This window comes from Rhodococcus tibetensis (genome assembly GCF_024438035.1).
Lineage (GTDB): Bacteria > Actinomycetota > Actinomycetes > Mycobacteriales > Mycobacteriaceae > Rhodococcus_F > Rhodococcus_F tibetensis.
This window is the reverse complement of the sequence record NZ_JANFQF010000005.1, coordinates 188,549-204,331: the sequence shown is the minus strand read 5'-3', so window position 1 is coordinate 204,331 and position 15,783 is coordinate 188,549. Positions and strand designations below refer to the sequence as shown.

General features: G+C 67.2%; 18 protein-coding genes. 7 read left to right on the top strand and 11 right to left on the bottom strand.

Annotation, left to right across the window (positions count from 1 at the left end):
• Nucleotides 1-65 precede the first annotated feature (65 nt).
• Entirely contained in the window at nt 66-695 is a 630-nt protein-coding gene (locus NOF53_RS07975) for a LysE family transporter (RefSeq protein WP_255967035.1), read from the top strand.
• A 9-nt stretch (nt 696-704) separates the two neighbouring features.
• Here the strand turns inward: NOF53_RS07975 and nadC are convergent, their stop codons facing one another.
• Genes nadC through nadA form a run of 3 tightly spaced genes read right to left on the bottom strand, consistent with a single transcriptional unit; the run spans nt 705 to nt 4,176 of the window.
• Nucleotides 705-1,574: a carboxylating nicotinate-nucleotide diphosphorylase gene (nadC, locus tag NOF53_RS07970; protein WP_255967033.1), complete on the bottom strand. Its 870-nt coding sequence runs from the start codon at nt 1,572-1,574 to the stop codon at nt 705-707.
• Entirely contained in the window at nt 1,574-3,142 is a 1,569-nt protein-coding gene (locus NOF53_RS07965; protein ID WP_255967031.1) for an L-aspartate oxidase, read from the bottom strand. The genes nadC and NOF53_RS07965 overlap by 1 nt, the downstream gene beginning before the upstream one ends.
• Nucleotides 3,139-4,176, bottom strand: a complete 1,038-nt coding sequence (gene nadA, locus NOF53_RS07960) for a quinolinate synthase NadA (RefSeq protein WP_255967029.1) — start codon at nt 4,174-4,176, stop codon at nt 3,139-3,141. The genes NOF53_RS07965 and nadA overlap by 4 nt, the downstream gene beginning before the upstream one ends.
• Before the next feature lie 76 nt (nt 4,177-4,252).
• On the opposite strand from nadA, the gene NOF53_RS07955 reads away from it, so the two are divergent.
• Nucleotides 4,253-4,987, top strand: a complete 735-nt coding sequence (locus NOF53_RS07955; protein WP_255967027.1) for an NUDIX hydrolase — start codon at nt 4,253-4,255, stop codon at nt 4,985-4,987.
• A gap of 47 nt (nt 4,988-5,034) precedes the next feature.
• Here the strand turns inward: NOF53_RS07955 and NOF53_RS07950 are convergent, their stop codons facing one another.
• Nucleotides 5,035-5,634 (bottom strand): TetR/AcrR family transcriptional regulator, encoded by a 600-nt coding sequence (locus NOF53_RS07950; RefSeq protein ID WP_255967026.1) that lies wholly within the window; start codon nt 5,632-5,634, stop codon nt 5,035-5,037.
• An 83-nt stretch (nt 5,635-5,717) separates the two neighbouring features.
• On the opposite strand from NOF53_RS07950, the gene NOF53_RS07945 reads away from it, so the two are divergent.
• A complete protein-coding gene (locus tag NOF53_RS07945; RefSeq protein WP_255967024.1) occupies nt 5,718-6,530 on the top strand; it encodes an SDR family NAD(P)-dependent oxidoreductase in 813 nt (270 codons plus the stop codon).
• On the opposite strand, the gene NOF53_RS07940 is transcribed toward NOF53_RS07945, so the two are convergent.
• Genes NOF53_RS07940 through bioB form a run of 3 tightly spaced genes read right to left on the bottom strand, consistent with a single transcriptional unit; the run spans nt 6,520 to nt 8,382 of the window.
• Nucleotides 6,520-7,101, bottom strand: coding sequence for a DUF2567 domain-containing protein (locus NOF53_RS07940; RefSeq protein ID WP_255967022.1), 582 nt, complete (start codon nt 7,099-7,101; stop codon nt 6,520-6,522). The two genes, NOF53_RS07945 and NOF53_RS07940, sit on opposite strands and share 11 nt — an antisense overlap.
• 10 nt (nt 7,102-7,111) lie before the next feature.
• A complete protein-coding gene (bsaP, locus tag NOF53_RS07935; protein ID WP_255967020.1) occupies nt 7,112-7,369 on the bottom strand; it encodes a biotin synthase auxiliary protein BsaP in 258 nt (85 codons plus the stop codon).
• Nucleotides 7,369-8,382 (bottom strand): biotin synthase BioB, encoded by a 1,014-nt coding sequence (gene bioB, locus NOF53_RS07930; RefSeq protein ID WP_255967018.1) that lies wholly within the window; start codon nt 8,380-8,382, stop codon nt 7,369-7,371. Before bioB ends, bsaP begins: the two co-directional genes overlap by 1 nt.
• Nucleotides 8,383-8,526: 144 nt before the next feature.
• Here bioB and NOF53_RS07925 point away from each other — a divergent pair, with 144 nt between their 5' ends.
• The 4 genes from NOF53_RS07925 (at nt 8,527) to NOF53_RS07910 (ending at nt 11,816) form a co-directional block, all read left to right on the top strand.
• Nucleotides 8,527-9,156 (top strand): TetR/AcrR family transcriptional regulator C-terminal domain-containing protein, encoded by a 630-nt coding sequence (locus tag NOF53_RS07925; protein WP_255967016.1) that lies wholly within the window; start codon nt 8,527-8,529, stop codon nt 9,154-9,156.
• A gap of 73 nt (nt 9,157-9,229) precedes the next feature.
• Nucleotides 9,230-10,357: a lipase family protein gene (locus NOF53_RS07920; RefSeq protein ID WP_255967014.1), complete on the top strand. Its 1,128-nt coding sequence runs from the start codon at nt 9,230-9,232 to the stop codon at nt 10,355-10,357.
• Between the two features lie 59 nt (nt 10,358-10,416).
• Complete coding sequence (locus tag NOF53_RS07915) at nt 10,417-11,139, top strand: FadR/GntR family transcriptional regulator (RefSeq protein WP_255967012.1); 723 nt, start codon at nt 10,417-10,419, stop codon at nt 11,137-11,139.
• A 5-nt stretch (nt 11,140-11,144) separates the two neighbouring features.
• Nucleotides 11,145-11,816, top strand: coding sequence for a sterol desaturase family protein (locus tag NOF53_RS07910; protein WP_255967010.1), 672 nt, complete (start codon nt 11,145-11,147; stop codon nt 11,814-11,816).
• 22 nt (nt 11,817-11,838) lie between these two features.
• Here the strand turns inward: NOF53_RS07910 and NOF53_RS07905 are convergent, their stop codons facing one another.
• The 4 genes from NOF53_RS07905 to NOF53_RS07890 are packed head-to-tail and all read right to left on the bottom strand — an operon-like array spanning nt 11,839 to nt 15,663.
• A complete protein-coding gene (locus tag NOF53_RS07905; RefSeq protein ID WP_255967008.1) occupies nt 11,839-12,588 on the bottom strand; it encodes a succinate dehydrogenase/fumarate reductase iron-sulfur subunit in 750 nt (249 codons plus the stop codon).
• 1 nt (nt 12,589) lies between these two features.
• Complete coding sequence (locus tag NOF53_RS07900; protein WP_255967006.1) at nt 12,590-14,521, bottom strand: fumarate reductase/succinate dehydrogenase flavoprotein subunit; 1,932 nt, start codon at nt 14,519-14,521, stop codon at nt 12,590-12,592.
• A gap of 36 nt (nt 14,522-14,557) precedes the next feature.
• Nucleotides 14,558-15,382, bottom strand: coding sequence for a succinate dehydrogenase subunit SdhC (gene sdhC, locus NOF53_RS07895; protein WP_255967004.1), 825 nt, complete (start codon nt 15,380-15,382; stop codon nt 14,558-14,560).
• A complete protein-coding gene (locus NOF53_RS07890; RefSeq protein WP_255967002.1) occupies nt 15,379-15,663 on the bottom strand; it encodes an Rv0250c family protein in 285 nt (94 codons plus the stop codon). The genes sdhC and NOF53_RS07890 overlap by 4 nt, the downstream gene beginning before the upstream one ends.
• Nucleotides 15,664-15,783: the final 120 nt, after the last annotated feature.

The window sequence follows — 15,783 nt, the reverse complement described above, 5'->3', positions numbered from 1 at the left end:
CCACCCTTCTCGCGGCCGACCACCCTTGCACAGAGAACGGCCGCACCGCGCCGTAACATGACGTCGTGTCGTGGCAGATGTGGTGTGCAGTGCTGGGCGCATCGTGCGTGATCAGTGTGTCGCCCGGTGCAGGCGCGATCGCGTCGATGGCCACCGGGATGCGGCACGGACTTCGTCGCGGATACTGGAACATTGCCGGCTTGCAGATCGGCCTGCTGCTGCAGATCGCTGTGGTCGCCGCAGGTCTGGGCGCGCTGCTCGCCAATTCGACGCTCGCCTTCACCGCTGTCAAATGGTTCGGGGTCGCCTACCTGGTGTATCTGGGTGTGCGACAGTGGCGAGCGAGCGCGACCGACCTCTCCGAGGTGGGCGGCGACGCCCTCGCGGCGAGCGGTCCTGCCATGACGCTGCGCGGGTTTCTCGTGAACGCGAGCAACCCGAAGGCCGTCGTGTTCATGCTGGCGGTACTACCCCAGTTCGTCACGCCGTCGGAGCCGCTTCTCCCTCAGTACCTGATCATCGCCGCCACCATGGTCGCGGTCGATGTCGTCGTCATGACCGGATACACCGGCCTGGCCGCGAAGGTCCTGCGGCTGATGCGCTCACCGCGACAGCAGCGCGCCACCAACCGGACGTTCGCGGGGCTGTTCTTCGTGGCCGCGACATTCCTCGCCACAGTCCACCGCGCCGTCTGAACCGTGACGTCACATGTCGAGGCCGAGATCCAGCACGGTCACGGAGTGAGTGAGCGCACCGACAGCGAGATAGTCGACGCCTGTAGCGGCATACTCCGCCGCCACGCCGAGTGTGAGACCGCCGGACGACTCCAGCTTGGTGCCGGGTGCATTCGCGTCGCGGCGCTGCACGGCGATCTGTGTCTGCCACAGCGGGAAGTTGTCGAGAAGAACGAGTTCGACATTCTCGGCAAGCACCTCGTCGAGCTGCTCGAGGCTGTCGACCTCGACCTCGCACTCGATGTCCGGAGCCGCCCCGCGCACGGCGCGCAATGCCGCCACCACCGATCCTGCTGCGGCGACGTGATTGTCCTTGATCAAAGCCGCATCCCCGAGTCCCATCCGGTGATTGACGCCACCACCGATGCGGACCGCGTATTTCTGCAGCGAACGCAAGCCGGGAAGCGTCTTGCGACTGTCCCGGATCTTCGCGCCGGTGCCCTCGACCGCGTCCACCCAGGCGGACGTCGCCGTGGCGATGCCGGACAGGTGGCACACCAGGTTGAGCATGGTCCGCTCCGCGGTGAGCAGCCCCTGTGTGGGCGCGGCGACCGTCAGCACGGCCTGGCCGGGCACGACCCGGGTGCCGTCTGCGACCCGGTCGAGAACCTGGTAGCGGCCCGCCCCGATCACCTCGTCGAGCACCAGAAGTCCCACGTCGAGGCCGGCGACGGTGCCGTACGCGCGGGAGACCACGGACGCCTTGGCCACCGCGTCGGCCGGGACCGTGGACGACGACGTCACGTCCGGTCCGTACCGCAGGTCCTCGTCCAGCGCGAGACGCACGAGCGCACGCACCTCGTCCGCGTCCAGACCGTCGGGTAGGACATGGTCGGACATCACAGCACTCCTGCCAGTTGGGGTTCGAGAAGCTCGAGTTCGCCGTCGCGCAGGCGCACGTGCGTGCTGCGGCGCCACTCGTCGGACGTCTGCGGGTAGTCGCTGCGGGTGTGGCATCCACGACTTTCGGTCCGCGCGGCGGCGGCGAGTACCAGTGCGGACGCCGTCAGGGTCAGCGCGGCGTCTTCGAGCGCGGTCTCACCCTCGGGCACCGTGCGCGGTGAACCGGCCAGGGCGGCGGCCACCGCATCGAGGCCGGCACCGTCCCGGACGACGGAGGCGCTGGCGGTCATCAACTGCTGCACCAGTTCCCGCGGTGCGGACGGCAGGGCACGCTGCTCGGGGTCGGTTGCCTCGACGCGGAGGCCGGCGCGTTCGACGGCCGCGACGCCGACCCGCTCGCCGACCACCAGGCCTTCGAGGAGACTGTTGGAGGCCAGCCGGTTCGCTCCGTGCAACCCGGTGCGAGCCACCTCTCCCGCGGTGTAGAGGCCGGGGACGGCGGTGCGTCCGTCGACGTCGGTGACCACTCCCCCGCACGAGTAGTGCGCGGCGGGCGCGACCGGGATCAGCTCTTCACGCGGATCGATCCCGGCTTCCAGGCACGAGGCCGTCACGGTCGGGAACCGCTGCACGAAGCCGGACAGGTGACGCGCGTCGAGGTAGACGTGGTCGTGGCCCAGTGCCCGCAGTCGGGAGGCGATCGCCCGCGACACGACGTCGCGGGGGGCGAGGTCGCCGCGCGGATGCACACCCGCGGTCACCGATTCGCCGTTGGCGTCGACGAGGATCGCACCCTCGCCGCGGACGGCCTCGCTGATCAGCGGACGCCGTCCGAGACCGCCGGGGGTGAACAGGACGGTCGGGTGGAACTGCACGAACTCGAGATCGGCGACGGCGGCACCTGCATCCAGGGCAAGCGCGATGCCGTCCGCGGTCGCGCCCGGCGGGTTGGTACTGCAGGCGTACAGCTGCCCGAGTCCGCCGGTGGCCAGGAGGACGGCCGGTGTGTGGACGACGCCGAGTCCGCGCGGCGAATCCACGAGCACGCCGGTGACGCCACGCGCATCGGTGAGTACGCGTACGGCGCAACTGTCGAACAGGACGGGAAGCCCGGCGGCACCCAGGGCGCGCTGCACCTCGGCGCCCGTGGCGTCCCCGCCGGCGTGGATTATCCGGCGGGTGCTGTGCCCGCCCTCACGGGTACGGGAGACGGCGCCGTCACGACCACGGTCGAACACCGCGCCCAGGTCGGTGAGGGCGGCGACCGCATCGCGGCCTCCGGCCACGATCGATCGCACCGCGTCTTCGTCGCAGAGGCCGACTCCGGCTTCGCAGGTGTCGGCTACGTGCGAGTCCACCGAATCGGTGAGTGCATCGCCGACCACCGCGATCCCGCCCTGCGCATACTGCGTCGCGGTGTCGGTCGGACCGCCCTTGCTGACGGTGAGGACCCTCAGCCCCCGCAGGGAGGCGGTACGGGCGGCCGTCAGTCCGGCTACCCCACCGCCCACCACGACGAGGTCGGCCTGCTCTTCCCAGGAAATTCCCCGGGCGGGGCTGCTCACTCGCCGCCGCCAGGGTTTCCGATCTCGATCATGCGCTGCACCGACTTACGGGCCCGCTCGGCGGTCTCGAGATCGACGTGCACCTCGTCTTTGCCCTCGAGCAGGCATCGGAGGAGCGCGGCGGGGGTGATCATCTTCATGTACGGGCAGGATGCGCGGTCGTTGACAGCCTGGAAGTCGACCTCCGGCGCCGCCTTGCGCAGCTGGTGCAGCATCCCGACCTCGGTGGCGACGAGAACCTGCTTGGCACCGGTGGCGCGCGCGGCGTCGAGCATGCCTCCCGTCGACAGGATCTTCACCTTGTCCGCCGGCACGAACCCTTCCCCGGCCAGGTACAGAGCCGAGGTGGCGCAGCCGCACTCGGGGTGGACGAACAGTTCGGCGTCGGGATGCGCCTTGGCCTGCGCGGTCAGTTCGTCACCGTTGATGCCGGCGTGGACGTGGCACTCGCCCGCCCAGATCTGCATGTTCTTGCGTCCGGTGACGCGCTTGACGTGGGCACCGAGGAACTGGTCGGGCAGGAAGAGTACCTCGCGGTCCGGGTCGATCGACGCGACCACGTCGACGGCGTTGGACGACGTGCAGCAGATGTCCGTCAGACCCTTCACCTCGGCGGTGGTGTTGACGTACGACACGACGACGGCGTCGGGGAACTCCGCCTTCCATTCCCGCAGCTGATCGGCGTTGATCGAGTCGGCCAGCGAGCAGCCCGCGCGCTCGTCCGGGATCAGCACGGTCTTGGCGGGGCTGAGGATCTTCGCGGTCTCGGCCATGAAGTGCACGCCGCAGAACACGATGGTGTCCTCGGGTGCTTCGGCCGCGATACGCGAGAGCGCGAGGGAGTCACCGACGTGGTCGGCGACATCTTGGATGGCGGGCAACTGGTAGTTGTGCGCCAGCAGGGTTGCCCCCCGCTCGCGCGCCAGCCGTTTGATTTCGGCAGCCCACTCTTCGCTCGCCTCGACACCCCCGTATCCGCCGGGACCGTCCTGAATCTGCGGGTGCGTTCCCGCCCACAACGTGCTGGTCGTCATGGCTGCTCCTTCACCGTGGACTCGGGCGGGCTGGCCCGAATTCCTAAATCGAGGTTTTCGACTTAGGATCGAAAACATGCTCCATAGTAGCACCAGGCACGAAGTGCTCACCGCGGTGTTCCAGGTTCGCCATTTCGCCGATCGCGTTTACCCAGGTCGGGCCGGTGATGTGCGTCACGCGACCGGCACCGGGGAACTCGCCGTGCTGTTGTGGCAACGCGCGCTCGACCCGCAGGCGGGCGCGTGGTCACTTCCCGGCGGCCTGCTCGGCGAAGACGAAGACCTCACCACCTCCGCCCGGCGGCAACTCGCCGAGAAGGTGGACGTGCGGGAGGTGTCACACCTCGAGCAGCTGTCCGTCTTCAGCGACCCATATCGCATCCCGGGGCCGCGCACCATCGCCTCGACCTTCCTCGGGCTCGTTCCACTCCCCGCCGATCCGAAGCTCCCGCCGGACACCGCGTGGCATCCGGTCTCGGAATTGCCCGACATGGCATTCGACCACGGCACGGTCGTGCAGCACGCGCGTACCCGCCTGGCCGCCAAGCTGTCGTATACCAACCTCGCATTCGGCCTGGCGCCGGCCGAATTCTCCATGTCGACGTTGCGCGAAATCTACTGCGCAGCACTCGGTTACCAGGTGGACGCCACCAATCTGCAGCGTGTCCTCGGACGGCGCGGGGTGCTGACTCCCACCGGGAACACGGCGCCGTCGGGGCGCACCGGCGGACGCCCCGCCGCGCTCTACCGTTTCACCGACTCCACACTCCGGGTCACCGACGAATTCGCCGCTCTCCGACCGCCGAGCTGACCCCGCACGTCAGGCCGCCTCTACACATCCGGGTGGCGGAGCCGCCCTCACGGTTGGGCGAGACCCCGCCAGAACGTGTCCGATGCGGCGGTGACGACTTCGTCCACCGGCACGCCGTCGAGCATCCCGCCGGCGGCGAGGGTCGCGATCCCGTGGAACGTCGCGAACGCGACGAGGGCGATGCGCGACGGGTCCCCCGGGCCGATGCCACCCGTGGCCTGCGCTTCGGTGACGATCCGGACCGTCAGGTCCATCGAGGCGTGGCCCGCCTCCACGACCTGAGAGGTGGCTCCGGGTGCGTGCTTGTTGCCGTACATCAGGACCAGCAACTCCCGATGTGCGAGGGCGAAGCTCACGTAGGCGTCTGCGAGCGCGGCGAAGCGAGCCCGGGCGTGGGGCTCGGCCACCTCGACGGCGCGCTCGAGGGCGGCGGTGAGGCGCTGGAAGCCGGACTCCGCGAGTGCGTCGAGCAGCGCCTGACGGTCCCGGAAGTGCTTGCTGGGTGCGGCGTGGCTGACCCCGGCCTCGCGGGCGAGTTGCCGTAGGGAAAGTCCGTCGACGCCGTCCCTCTCGAGAGCGCTCTCGGCGCGCGCGAGCAGCACCTGGCGAAGACTCCCGTGATGGTAGGGCTGTTCGGCGACGGGCATGGCACAACCCTAGCAAGATGTTGTCATTGACTACATAGATGACACTGACTACATTCAAGACCACCCCATCGCTAGGAGAAGACATGCCTTTCGACGTATCGGGAACCACCGTCCTCATCACCGGCGCGAGCGCCGGCCTCGGTGCCGAATTCGCGCGCCGATTCGCCGGGCGGGGTGCAGATCTCGTTCTCGTCGCCCGCCGCGCCGACCGGCTCGAACAACTCGCGGCCGAACTCCGCGCCGCGCACCACGTGTCGGTCACCGTGCTCCCGTTCGACCTCGCGACGCCCGGTGTCGGGGAGCGACTGCGCGGCGAACTCACCGCCCGCGACATCCGCGTCGGCTCGCTGATCAACAACGCGGGATTCGGGACGCACGGGGATTTCGCGTCCGCGGATCTGGAGCGCCTCACCTCCGAGATCCAGCTCAACGTCACCACCCTCGTCGAGCTGTCGCACACGTTCCTGCCCGACCTGATCCGGGGACGCGGCGCACTCGTGAACGTGGCGAGCACCGCCGCGTTCCAGCCCACTCCCGGCATGGCCGTCTACGGGGCGACGAAGGCGTTCGTCCTCAATTTCACCGAGGCGTTGTGGGCCGAGGCGCGAGGCACCGGTCTCACCGTGCTCGCCGTGTGCCCGGGCCCCACCCGGACCGAATTCTTCGACGTCGTCGGTTCCGAGGACGCCGCCGTCGGCCGAATGCAGACCGCGGATCAGGTGGTGACCACAGCGCTGCGCGCCCTGGACCGGCGCAGCACCCCGCCGAGCGTCGTGTCCGGGCTGATGAACTGGGTGTCGTCGGTCAGCACCCGGTTCGCAACTCGCCGCATCGGCGCTCTCGCCAGCGGGCGCCTCCTCGGAGACGTGCGGATGCGGACCTCGCTCACGAAGTAAGGGTCGCGTCGCGCTCTTCCGGCTCGTCGAGCTCGACCGGGGGATCCTCGTCGAGCTCGACCGGGGGATCACTGACACCGAGGTCGTCGTACGGGTTGAGCGCGGCGAGGACGAGCGTGACGACGCAGGCAGCCAGCGGCTGGAAGAGCAGTACGAGCAGCGTCCCGATCCCCGGTCCCACCGCAACGATCGTGCCGGGGGTCGACACATCGGCGTCCGGAAACCGCAATGCGGCGACGCCGAGACCACCGAGCGCCATGACGCCTGCCCCGACGGCGTTGCCGGCCACGACGGCCGCGAGAGCCACCGGGCCGCGACTTCGCCGCGCCGCCCACGCCGCAACCGCGGCGACGATGCCGACCACAAGTCCCGCACACGCGAACATCCCGATCGCATCGAACCGGTGCACGCTCTCCCCCGTCAGCGACACTCCCCGGTCCGGGGCAACCACCAGCAGGTGCTCCGCCGGCGCGAGCACTCCCCACATCGCCCCCACGAGCGCACTTGCCACTAGCGTTCCACAGACGATTCCGGCGGCAGATCGAAGCCTGATGCGCGGGAGAGTGGTCACACCGACGACGCTACCGTCGGGCGAGCCCGATCGAGTCGAACACACCGTGGCGGGAACATTTTGCCCACCAGCCGTCGGGGCTGATCTGTACCACCATGCGCCGACCGCACGACTCGCAGAAGCGCGGGGGTTCGAGCCCGAGCTGAGCCGCAGTCGGGACATTGTCCTCGACTCCGGCCACCACTCGGCGGCCCGTGTACGGGTTGTATCGCTCCAAGGCAGTTTGCTCTTGTGCGACGCCGCCCGGTGGACTGTCGGTGCCGGTCATCACAAGGTGTCGTTCAGTGCCTTGATCGGCATCTGCAGGTCGACGAGCAGGTCGAGGTCCTGTTCGGCAGGCCGTCCCAGCGTGGTCAGGTAGTTGCCGACGATCACGGCGTTGATACCGCCGAGAATGCCCTGCTTCGCGCCGAGGTCGCCGAGGGTGATCTCCCGTCCGCCGGCGAAGCGGAGGATGGTGCGCGGCAGCGCGAGGCGGAAGGCCGCCACCGACTTGAGCGCCTCGCTCGCCGGCAGCACTTCGAGGTCGCCGAACGGTGTGCCGGGACGGGGGTTGAGGAAGTTGAGCGGAACCTCGTCGGGTTCGAGTTCGGCCAGATTCGCAGCGAATTCCGCGCGCTGTTCGAGACTCTCGCCCATACCGAGGATGCCGCCACAGCACACCTCCATGCCCGCCTCGCGAACCATCCGCAGCGTGTTCCACCGCTCCTCCCAGGAGTGGGTGGTCACGACATTCGGGAAGTGCGACTTCGCCGTCTCCAGATTGTGGTTGTACCGGTGCACACCCATGGCGGCCAGCTGGTCCACCTGCTCCTGGGTGAGCATGCCGAGCGAGCACGCAATCTGGATGTCGACCTCGTTGCGGATGGCCTCGATACCGGCCGCGACCTGAGCGAGAAGGCGCTCGTCGGGTCCGCGAACCGCAGCGACGATGCAGAACTCGGTAGCGCCGGACTTTGCAGTCTGCTTGGCGGCCTCCACGAGCGACGGAATGTCGAGCCAGGCGGCTCGCACCGGCGACTGGAACAGTCCGGACTGCGAGCAGAAGTGGCAGTCCTCTGGGCATCCACCGGTCTTGAGGCTGATGATGCCCTCGACCTCGACCTCGGGACCGCACCACTTCATGCGCACGTCGTGAGCCAGCGCGAGCAGCTCCTCGAGTCGCGCGTCGGGCAGTTGCAGGACTTCGAGCACCTGGCTCTGGTCGAGCGCTTCCCCGCGCTCGAGAACCTGGTCACGCGCAAGGGCGAGAATATCTGTCTGTACCGGGGCCGACGTCACACGTATCTCCTGGAGAGCGGGCCGATCACGTGCAGTGGATCGACATGAGCAAGAATTGAACACCGTACAAGTTGAACGGCGTTCACGTTAGATCCGTGATGGAATACTGTCAAAGCAAGGCCCGAAACCCTGAGGAGATCAGCAGTGCAATTGCGACGCGGCGACGTACTCGACGGCGCAATGGCCATCCTCGACGAGTTCGGTCTCGCCGACCTCACGATGCGGCGGCTCGCGACGGCTCTCGGCGTCCAACCGGGCGCCCTGTACTGGCACTTTCCCAACAAGCAGACCCTTCTCGGCGCCCTCGCGGACAAGATCCTCGAAGACGTCGACGCGCCGATCACGGCAGCCGACTGGGACGAAGAGTTCACCGAGCTGGCCCACCGCCTGCGCAGCGCCCTGTTGTCGCACCGCGACGGCGCCGAGCTCGTGTCCGCGACATACGCCTCCCGGATGACCAACTCACGTGTCCGGGAAACGTTCGTCGCCGTCGGGCTGCGATCCGGACTCTCCCGCGAGCACGCCGAACTCGCGTCGTACTCCCTCCTGTACTACGTGCTCGGACACACGGTCGATGAGCAATCCCGCGCGCAGATGGAATCCGTCGGCGCCCTCACCCGCGCGGCCCTCTCTCCCGACGCCCCCGCATCGGAGATCGCCGCCTACGACGACGACCTCCTCGACGGTGATCCCGCGGTTCGGTTCGACTTCGGCCTCTCGTTGTTCGTCGACGGCATCCGCGCAAAACTGAAAGACCCCGCGCACCTCCCCTGAACGCGCACAATGAGTGGAATACCACTCGCCACCGGAGACCGGGTGGCTACCCGGACAGTCCAGGGGCGTGACGATGAGGTCAACACTCGGCCGCCGCGCGGGAATCGTCGTCGCGACGGCACTAGCCCTCTCCCTTCTCGCCGGCCCCGCTCCGGCCCCGTCGCAACCTGCCCGCGCCCCGGGTGACGTGGTGGCGTCGTCGCCGATCCCGCCGGAGAAGTGGCCGACGAGTGCCGCAACGGGCTCGTTGCTCACCTACTGGACCACCGGGCCGTTGGACCAGGCGGCGCTCAGCACCGGGGCGATATTTCTGCCGCCCGGGGCCCCACCCCCTGGAGGGTGGCCCGTGGTGTCCTGGGCGCACGGAACGGTCGGGCTCGCCGACGCCTGCGCTCCCACCGCCACCGGGAACTTCGGCGGGCAGTATGTCGCACACTGGCTCGGCGAGGGATATGCCGTTGTCGCAACCGATTACGTAGGTCTCGGCACACCCGGCGTCCATCCGTATCTGGACGGTCCGACGGAAGCGCACAGCATGATCGACATGGTGCGCGCAGCCCGCAGCGTCACACCCTCGTTGTCGAACCGCTGGCTTGCGCTCGGACAGTCTCAGGGCGGGCACGCCGCACTGGTCGCCGCGTCGATGGCCACCAGGTACGCGCCCGAACTCGACTTCCGCGGCACCGTCGCGACCGGGGCACCGTCGAATCTCGAACAGCTGGCACCCCTCGTCGGTCCGAACTTCCCGCCGCTCCCCCTCACCGGAAGCACCGTGTTCGTCGCGTACGCCCTCGCCGGGCTACGGGCATCCCGGCCCGACCTCGACGTCAACAGTTACCTCACTCCCCTCGGCATCTCCGCGCTCGACCGACTCGAGGCGCTCTGTTACCAAGACGCAGCCCCGCAACTCCAAGGCGTCACCATCGGACAACTGATGTCCCGGAATCTCGACGACCCGGCCATCCTCGACGCAATCCGAGGCGCGCTCGGCGTACCCGTCCGCGGTTACGATCGGCCGCTCTTCATCGGCCAGGGACTGCTCGACGACATCGTCCCCGCAGCGTTCAGCTGGAAGTTCACCGCCGACCTGGCCGCCAACGGCCAGAACTTTCTCTACCGCACCTACCCGACCGGGCATCTGCAGACCATGCCGGCTTCCCTGCCCGACACCACCCCGTTCGTCCGGCAAGCCTTCGGGTGAAACACGACCACTGGTCTTACCACTTGACCTCTTACCTATAACCGCTCTACAGTCACGGCATGATGTTCGAGCCGATCGCGCGGAAGTCCGCATCCACCGAGGTTTTCGACCAGATCACTGCACGAGTGCTCGGAGGGGATCTCGCCGCGGGAGAGTCGCTGCCCAGCGAACGACGACTGGCAGAGGCGTTCGGTGTGTCCCGGCCCGCCGTGCGGGAAGCGATCCAGAAACTGGCGCAGGCCGGCCTCGTCGAGGTGCGGCAGGGCGATGCGACATCGGTCCGCGACTTCCGTCGGCACGGCGGGCCGGAATTGCTGTCCCAGCTGCTGCTCCGTGACGGACAACCCGACTGGTCGGTGGTGCGGAGCGTGCTCGAGGCGCGCCGGATGATCGGCACCCAAGTTGCCCGACTCGCCGCAGGCAGGGCGAACACCGACGCGGCGACAGCCGTACAGGATGCGGCCGAGGCCCTGGCGGCCGCGACCGATCCCGTCGAACAGCAGGTTCACGCCCTGACGTTCTGGGAGCGGGTGGTCGATGCGGCCGATTCGATCGCCTTCCGGCTCATCTTCAACAGCCTGCGCAACGCGTACGAACCGACCATGACGGCCATGGCCGGCGTCATGGTCGCCGAGGTCGGGAGATCCGATCTGTATCACGCACTGGCCGAGGCAATCGCAGCGCACGACGAGGACGCGGCCAGCGGTGTCGCCGCCGCCCTTCTCGACCTCGGGACCGCGGCGGTAACCACCATCATCGACCAACTGCAACAACAGGAGTAGCACTCGTGACTACGAAATCTCCCGAAGACCGCCGCCGACGTCGGTCGGTCACCCTGCGCGATGCTGCCGATCAGTTCCGACGCCACCCGTCCCCGTGGATGGTCGGCGGCATGCTGGTCGTCGCGGTCGCCGCGCGACTGGTAGTGGGCGACTGGCAGGTGACCGATGTGGTCCTGCCGATGATGATGCTGGCGTTGTTCCCCTTCGCCGAATGGGTCATCCACGTCTGCATCCTGCACTGGAAGCCCCGCACAATCCTGGGCCTGACCGTCGACTCGCTGCTCGCCCGCAAGCACCGCGAGCACCACGTCGATCCTCGGGACGTGCCCTTGGTCTTCATCCCCTGGCAAACCCTGATGTGGCTCGTTCCCGCACTTGCCGCACTGTCCGTGCTGGCTTTCCCCCGTGTGGGCCTGGGCCTGACCTTCCTCGTCGCGCTGAGCGCTCTGGGCGTTCTGTACGAGTGGACGCACTACCTCATCCACAGCGACTACAAGCCGAAATCCCGCCTCTACCGTGCAATCTGGCGAAATCACCGCCATCATCACTACAAGAACGAGCACTACTGGTTCACCGTCACGACCACGGGAACGGCGGACCGCCTGCTGGGCACCGCGCCGGACCCCGAGTCGGTCGAGAAGTCGCCGACAGCCCGCAACCTCCACGCCGTGCGCTAGCGCGTTACGGGTGCCGGCTGCTCTAACCGCGACGAAAGAGCTTGTTGCCCAACCACACCAGCGGATCGTACCGGTGATCTACCACCCGCTCCTTCATCGGGATGATCGCGTTGTCCGTGATCTTGATCCCCTCGGGACACACCTCCGTACAACACTTGGTGATGTTGCACAGGCCGAGTCCGAATTCGTCCTGCGACGCATTCCGGCGGTCAGCAGTGTCGAGAGGGTGCATTTCGAGTTCCGCGACACGAATGAAATATCGCGGGCCCGAAAACGCGGCCTTGTTGTCCTCGTGATCGCGCACGACGTGGCAAGTGTTCTGGCACAGAAAGCACTCGATGCACTTGCGAAATTCCTGAGAGCGTTCCACGTCGATCTGCTTCATCCGGTAGTCACCCGGTGCCAGGTCGGGGGGAGGCGTGAACGACGGGATTTCGCGCGCCTTCAGGTAGTTGTACGACACGTCGGTGACGAGGTCGCGTATTACCGGGAACGCCCGCAGTGGCGTCACCGTCACCACCTCGTCCTCGGTGAAGGTGGACATCCGTGTCATGCACAACAGCCGGGGACGACCGTTGATTTCGGCCGAGCACGACCCGCATTTACCTGCCTTGCAGTTCCACCGGACAGCCAGGTCGGGTGCCTGCGTGGCCTGGAGGCGGTGGATGATGTCGAGGACCACTTCGCCTTCGTTGACGGGTATCGAATAGTCCTGCAGAGCACCCCCGTCGACGCCACCGCGCCAGACTCGGAACTGTGCGTCGTACCCCATGTCAGGCCTTTCTCCCGGGATGCCCGGCGAGCTCCGCGTCGGTGTAGTACTTGGCGAGTTCGTCGGCTTCGAACAGCTCCAGCAGGTCTGCTCGCATCGGCTCCTGTTGCTCCCGGGTTACTACGACGTCGGGGATCACGGCGTCGGGATGGGACGCCATATCGCCGTCCACGCTGCACACGAGCAGGGTATTGCGCCATTCCGCATCCATGCTGGGATGATCGTCTCGGGTGTGCCCACCGCGGCTTTCGGTGCGGGTCAACGCCGCCCGGGCCACGCACTCGCTGACGAGCACCATGTTGCGCAGGTCGACTGCGAGGTGCCATCCAGGATTGAACTGACGGTGCCCTTCCACTGCGACGGCACCGATCCTGCCCTTGATGTCTGCGAGCTTGTCGAGCGCGCGTTCGATCTCGTCGGCCTTGCGAATGATGCCCACGAGGTCGTTCATGTTCTGTTGCAGCTCGGTGTGCAGGGTGTACGGGTTCTCGACCGCGTGCCCGTCCTGCCCGGAGTCGAACGGCGACAGCAGCATTCGTGCGGCCGCATCGACGGCCTCGGCCGATACGGACGGCCGGTCCGTCAGCGAAGACACGTACGTCGCGGCACCGAGCCCGGCGCGACGCCCGAAGACGAGGAGGTCGGAGAGCGAGTTGCCGCCGAGCCGATTCGACCCGTGCATCCCGCCCGAGCACTCCCCTGCCGCGAAGAGCCCCGGAACACTGGCCGCGCCGCTGTCGGGGTCGACTTCGATGCCACCCATCACGTAATGGCAGGTGGGGCCGACTTCCATCTGTTCCTTGGTGATGTCGACGTCCGCGAGTTCCTTGAATTGGTGGTACATCGACGGCAGCCGGCGGACGATCTCGTCGGCGGGCATGCGGGAGGCGATGTCGAGGTACACGCCGCCGTGCGGTGTCTGACGCCCGGCTTTGACTTCGGAGTTGATGGCTCGCGCGACCTCGTCGCGGGGCAGCAGATCGGGGGTGCGGCGATTGTTGTCGGAGTCCTTGTACCAGCCGTCGGCCTCCTCCTCCGTCTCCGCGTATTGGCCCTTGAAGACGGGGGGAATGTAGCTGAACATGAACCGTTCGCCCTCGGAGTTCTTGAGGACTCCGCCGTCGCCGCGCACACCCTCGGTGACGAGGATGCCTTTGACACTCGGCGGCCACACCATGCCGGTCGGGTGGAATTGGACGAATTCCATGTTGATGAGGTTGGCCCCCGCGCGCAGAGCGAGAGCGTGTCCGTCGCCCGTGTACTCCCACGAGTTGGAGGTGACCTTGAACGATTTACCGATCCCGCCTGTCGCCATCACCACGGCGGGAGCCTCGAAGAGGATGAATCGGCCACTCTCACGCCAATACCCGAACGCCCCCGAGATACGGTCGCCCTCCTTGACCAGTTCCGAGATGGTGCATTCGGCGAAGATCTTCACCCGCGCCTCGTAGTCGCCGGTGGCGGCGAAATCTTCCTGCTGCAGCGACACGATCTTCTGCTGCATGGTCCGGATCAGTTCGAGACCGGTGCGGTCGCCGACGTGCGCGAGCCGCGGATATGTGTGCCCACCGAAGTTCCGCTGGCTGATCCTCCCGTCGGGGGTCCGGTCGAACAGTGCGCCGTAGGTTTCGAGTTCCCAGACCCGATCCGGCGCCTCGCGCGCATGCAGTTCGGCCATCCGCCAGTTGTTGAGGAACTTGCCCCCACGCATCGTGTCCTGAAAGTGGGTCTGCCACGTGTCTTTGTCGTTGGCGTTCCCCATCGCGGCGGCGCAGCCCCCCTCCGCCATCACCGTGTGTGCCTTGCCGAACAGCGATTTACAGACGACGGCGACGGACAGGCCTTGCTCGCGCGCCTCGATGACCGCTCGCAGTCCGGCGCCACCCGCACCGATCACCACGACGTCGTACCTGTGCCGTTCGACTTCCGTCATTCCGCTCCCCTCGTGTTTGCCGGCTTCGATGTGCGGTCAGTTGACGAGCCGTAGGTCGGACAGCGTTCCACTGGACACGAGCATCACGTAGAAATCGGTGATCATCAGCGTGGCGAGAGTGGTCCAGGCCAGCTGCATGTGGCGCGCGTTGAGCTTGCTCACCTGCGTCCACAACCAGTACCGGACGGGGTGCTTCGAGAAGTGGGTGAGCCGGCCGCCGACGACGTGCCGGCACGAATGACACGACACCGTGTACGCCCAGAGCAGGATGACGTTGCCGACGAGGATGAGTGTGCCCAGCCCGATTCCGAAACCCCCGTCCGCGCCGTGGAACGCGCGGATGGCGTCGTAGGTGTTGATCAGCGAGACGACCACCGCGACGTAGAAGAAGTATCGGTGGACGTTCTGGACGATCAAGGGAAGGCGCGTCTCACCGGAGTAGGTGCGGTGCGGTTCGGCCACCGCACACGCCGGGGGCGAGAGCCAGATCGAGCGGTAGTACGCCTTGCGGTAGTAGTAGCACGTGAGCCGGAACCCGAGCAGGAAGGGCAATACGAGGAACCCGAGCGGAATGATCATCGGCAATTCCCCGAGGGGAGTTCCGAAGTCACTCGACCCGGGCACGCACGAATCACTCAGGCAGGGTGAGTAGAACGGCGTCAGGTAGTGGTATTCCTCGGCGAAGTAGGCGGTCCTCACCCACGAACGAATCGACGCGTAGATCACGAACGCCGCGAGACCCAGCACGGTCAGCAGCGGGGCCTGCCACCACCGGTCGGTGCGTAGTGTGCGTTCGGCAATCCGGGCACGCCTCGGGGACGCGACGCCCCTGTTTTCGGACTTCGTCGGTGGCGCGCTCATCCGCGCTCGTAGTGGCAGCCGCCGAGACCTTCGTCGTCGACACCCGCCCACATCGAGGCGTCGTAGGGGGCGTCGGGGATCTTGATCCGCTCGACGGGTTCGCGTTGCGCAACACGGGGCGGCGAGGTGTCGAGTTCCTGGGCGTCGATCTCGAGCCGCTCGAGATCGTTGCTGAGCCGCCGCACCTGTGCGGCGTCGCCATACATCGAACGCAACGATCCGACGCACCGCCGGAGGTGGTTGATCGTGCGATTCAATTCGAGCATTTCGGAGGTCGACATTGGACCCCTCCCAACCCAGACGGATGAACCCGTGACGCGTATCACACTACCGACATCCCGCCGGATGCGGCGGCTTTTCGGCCCGGCCGGCCCCCGGCGATGAGTTTCACCGATCGCGGA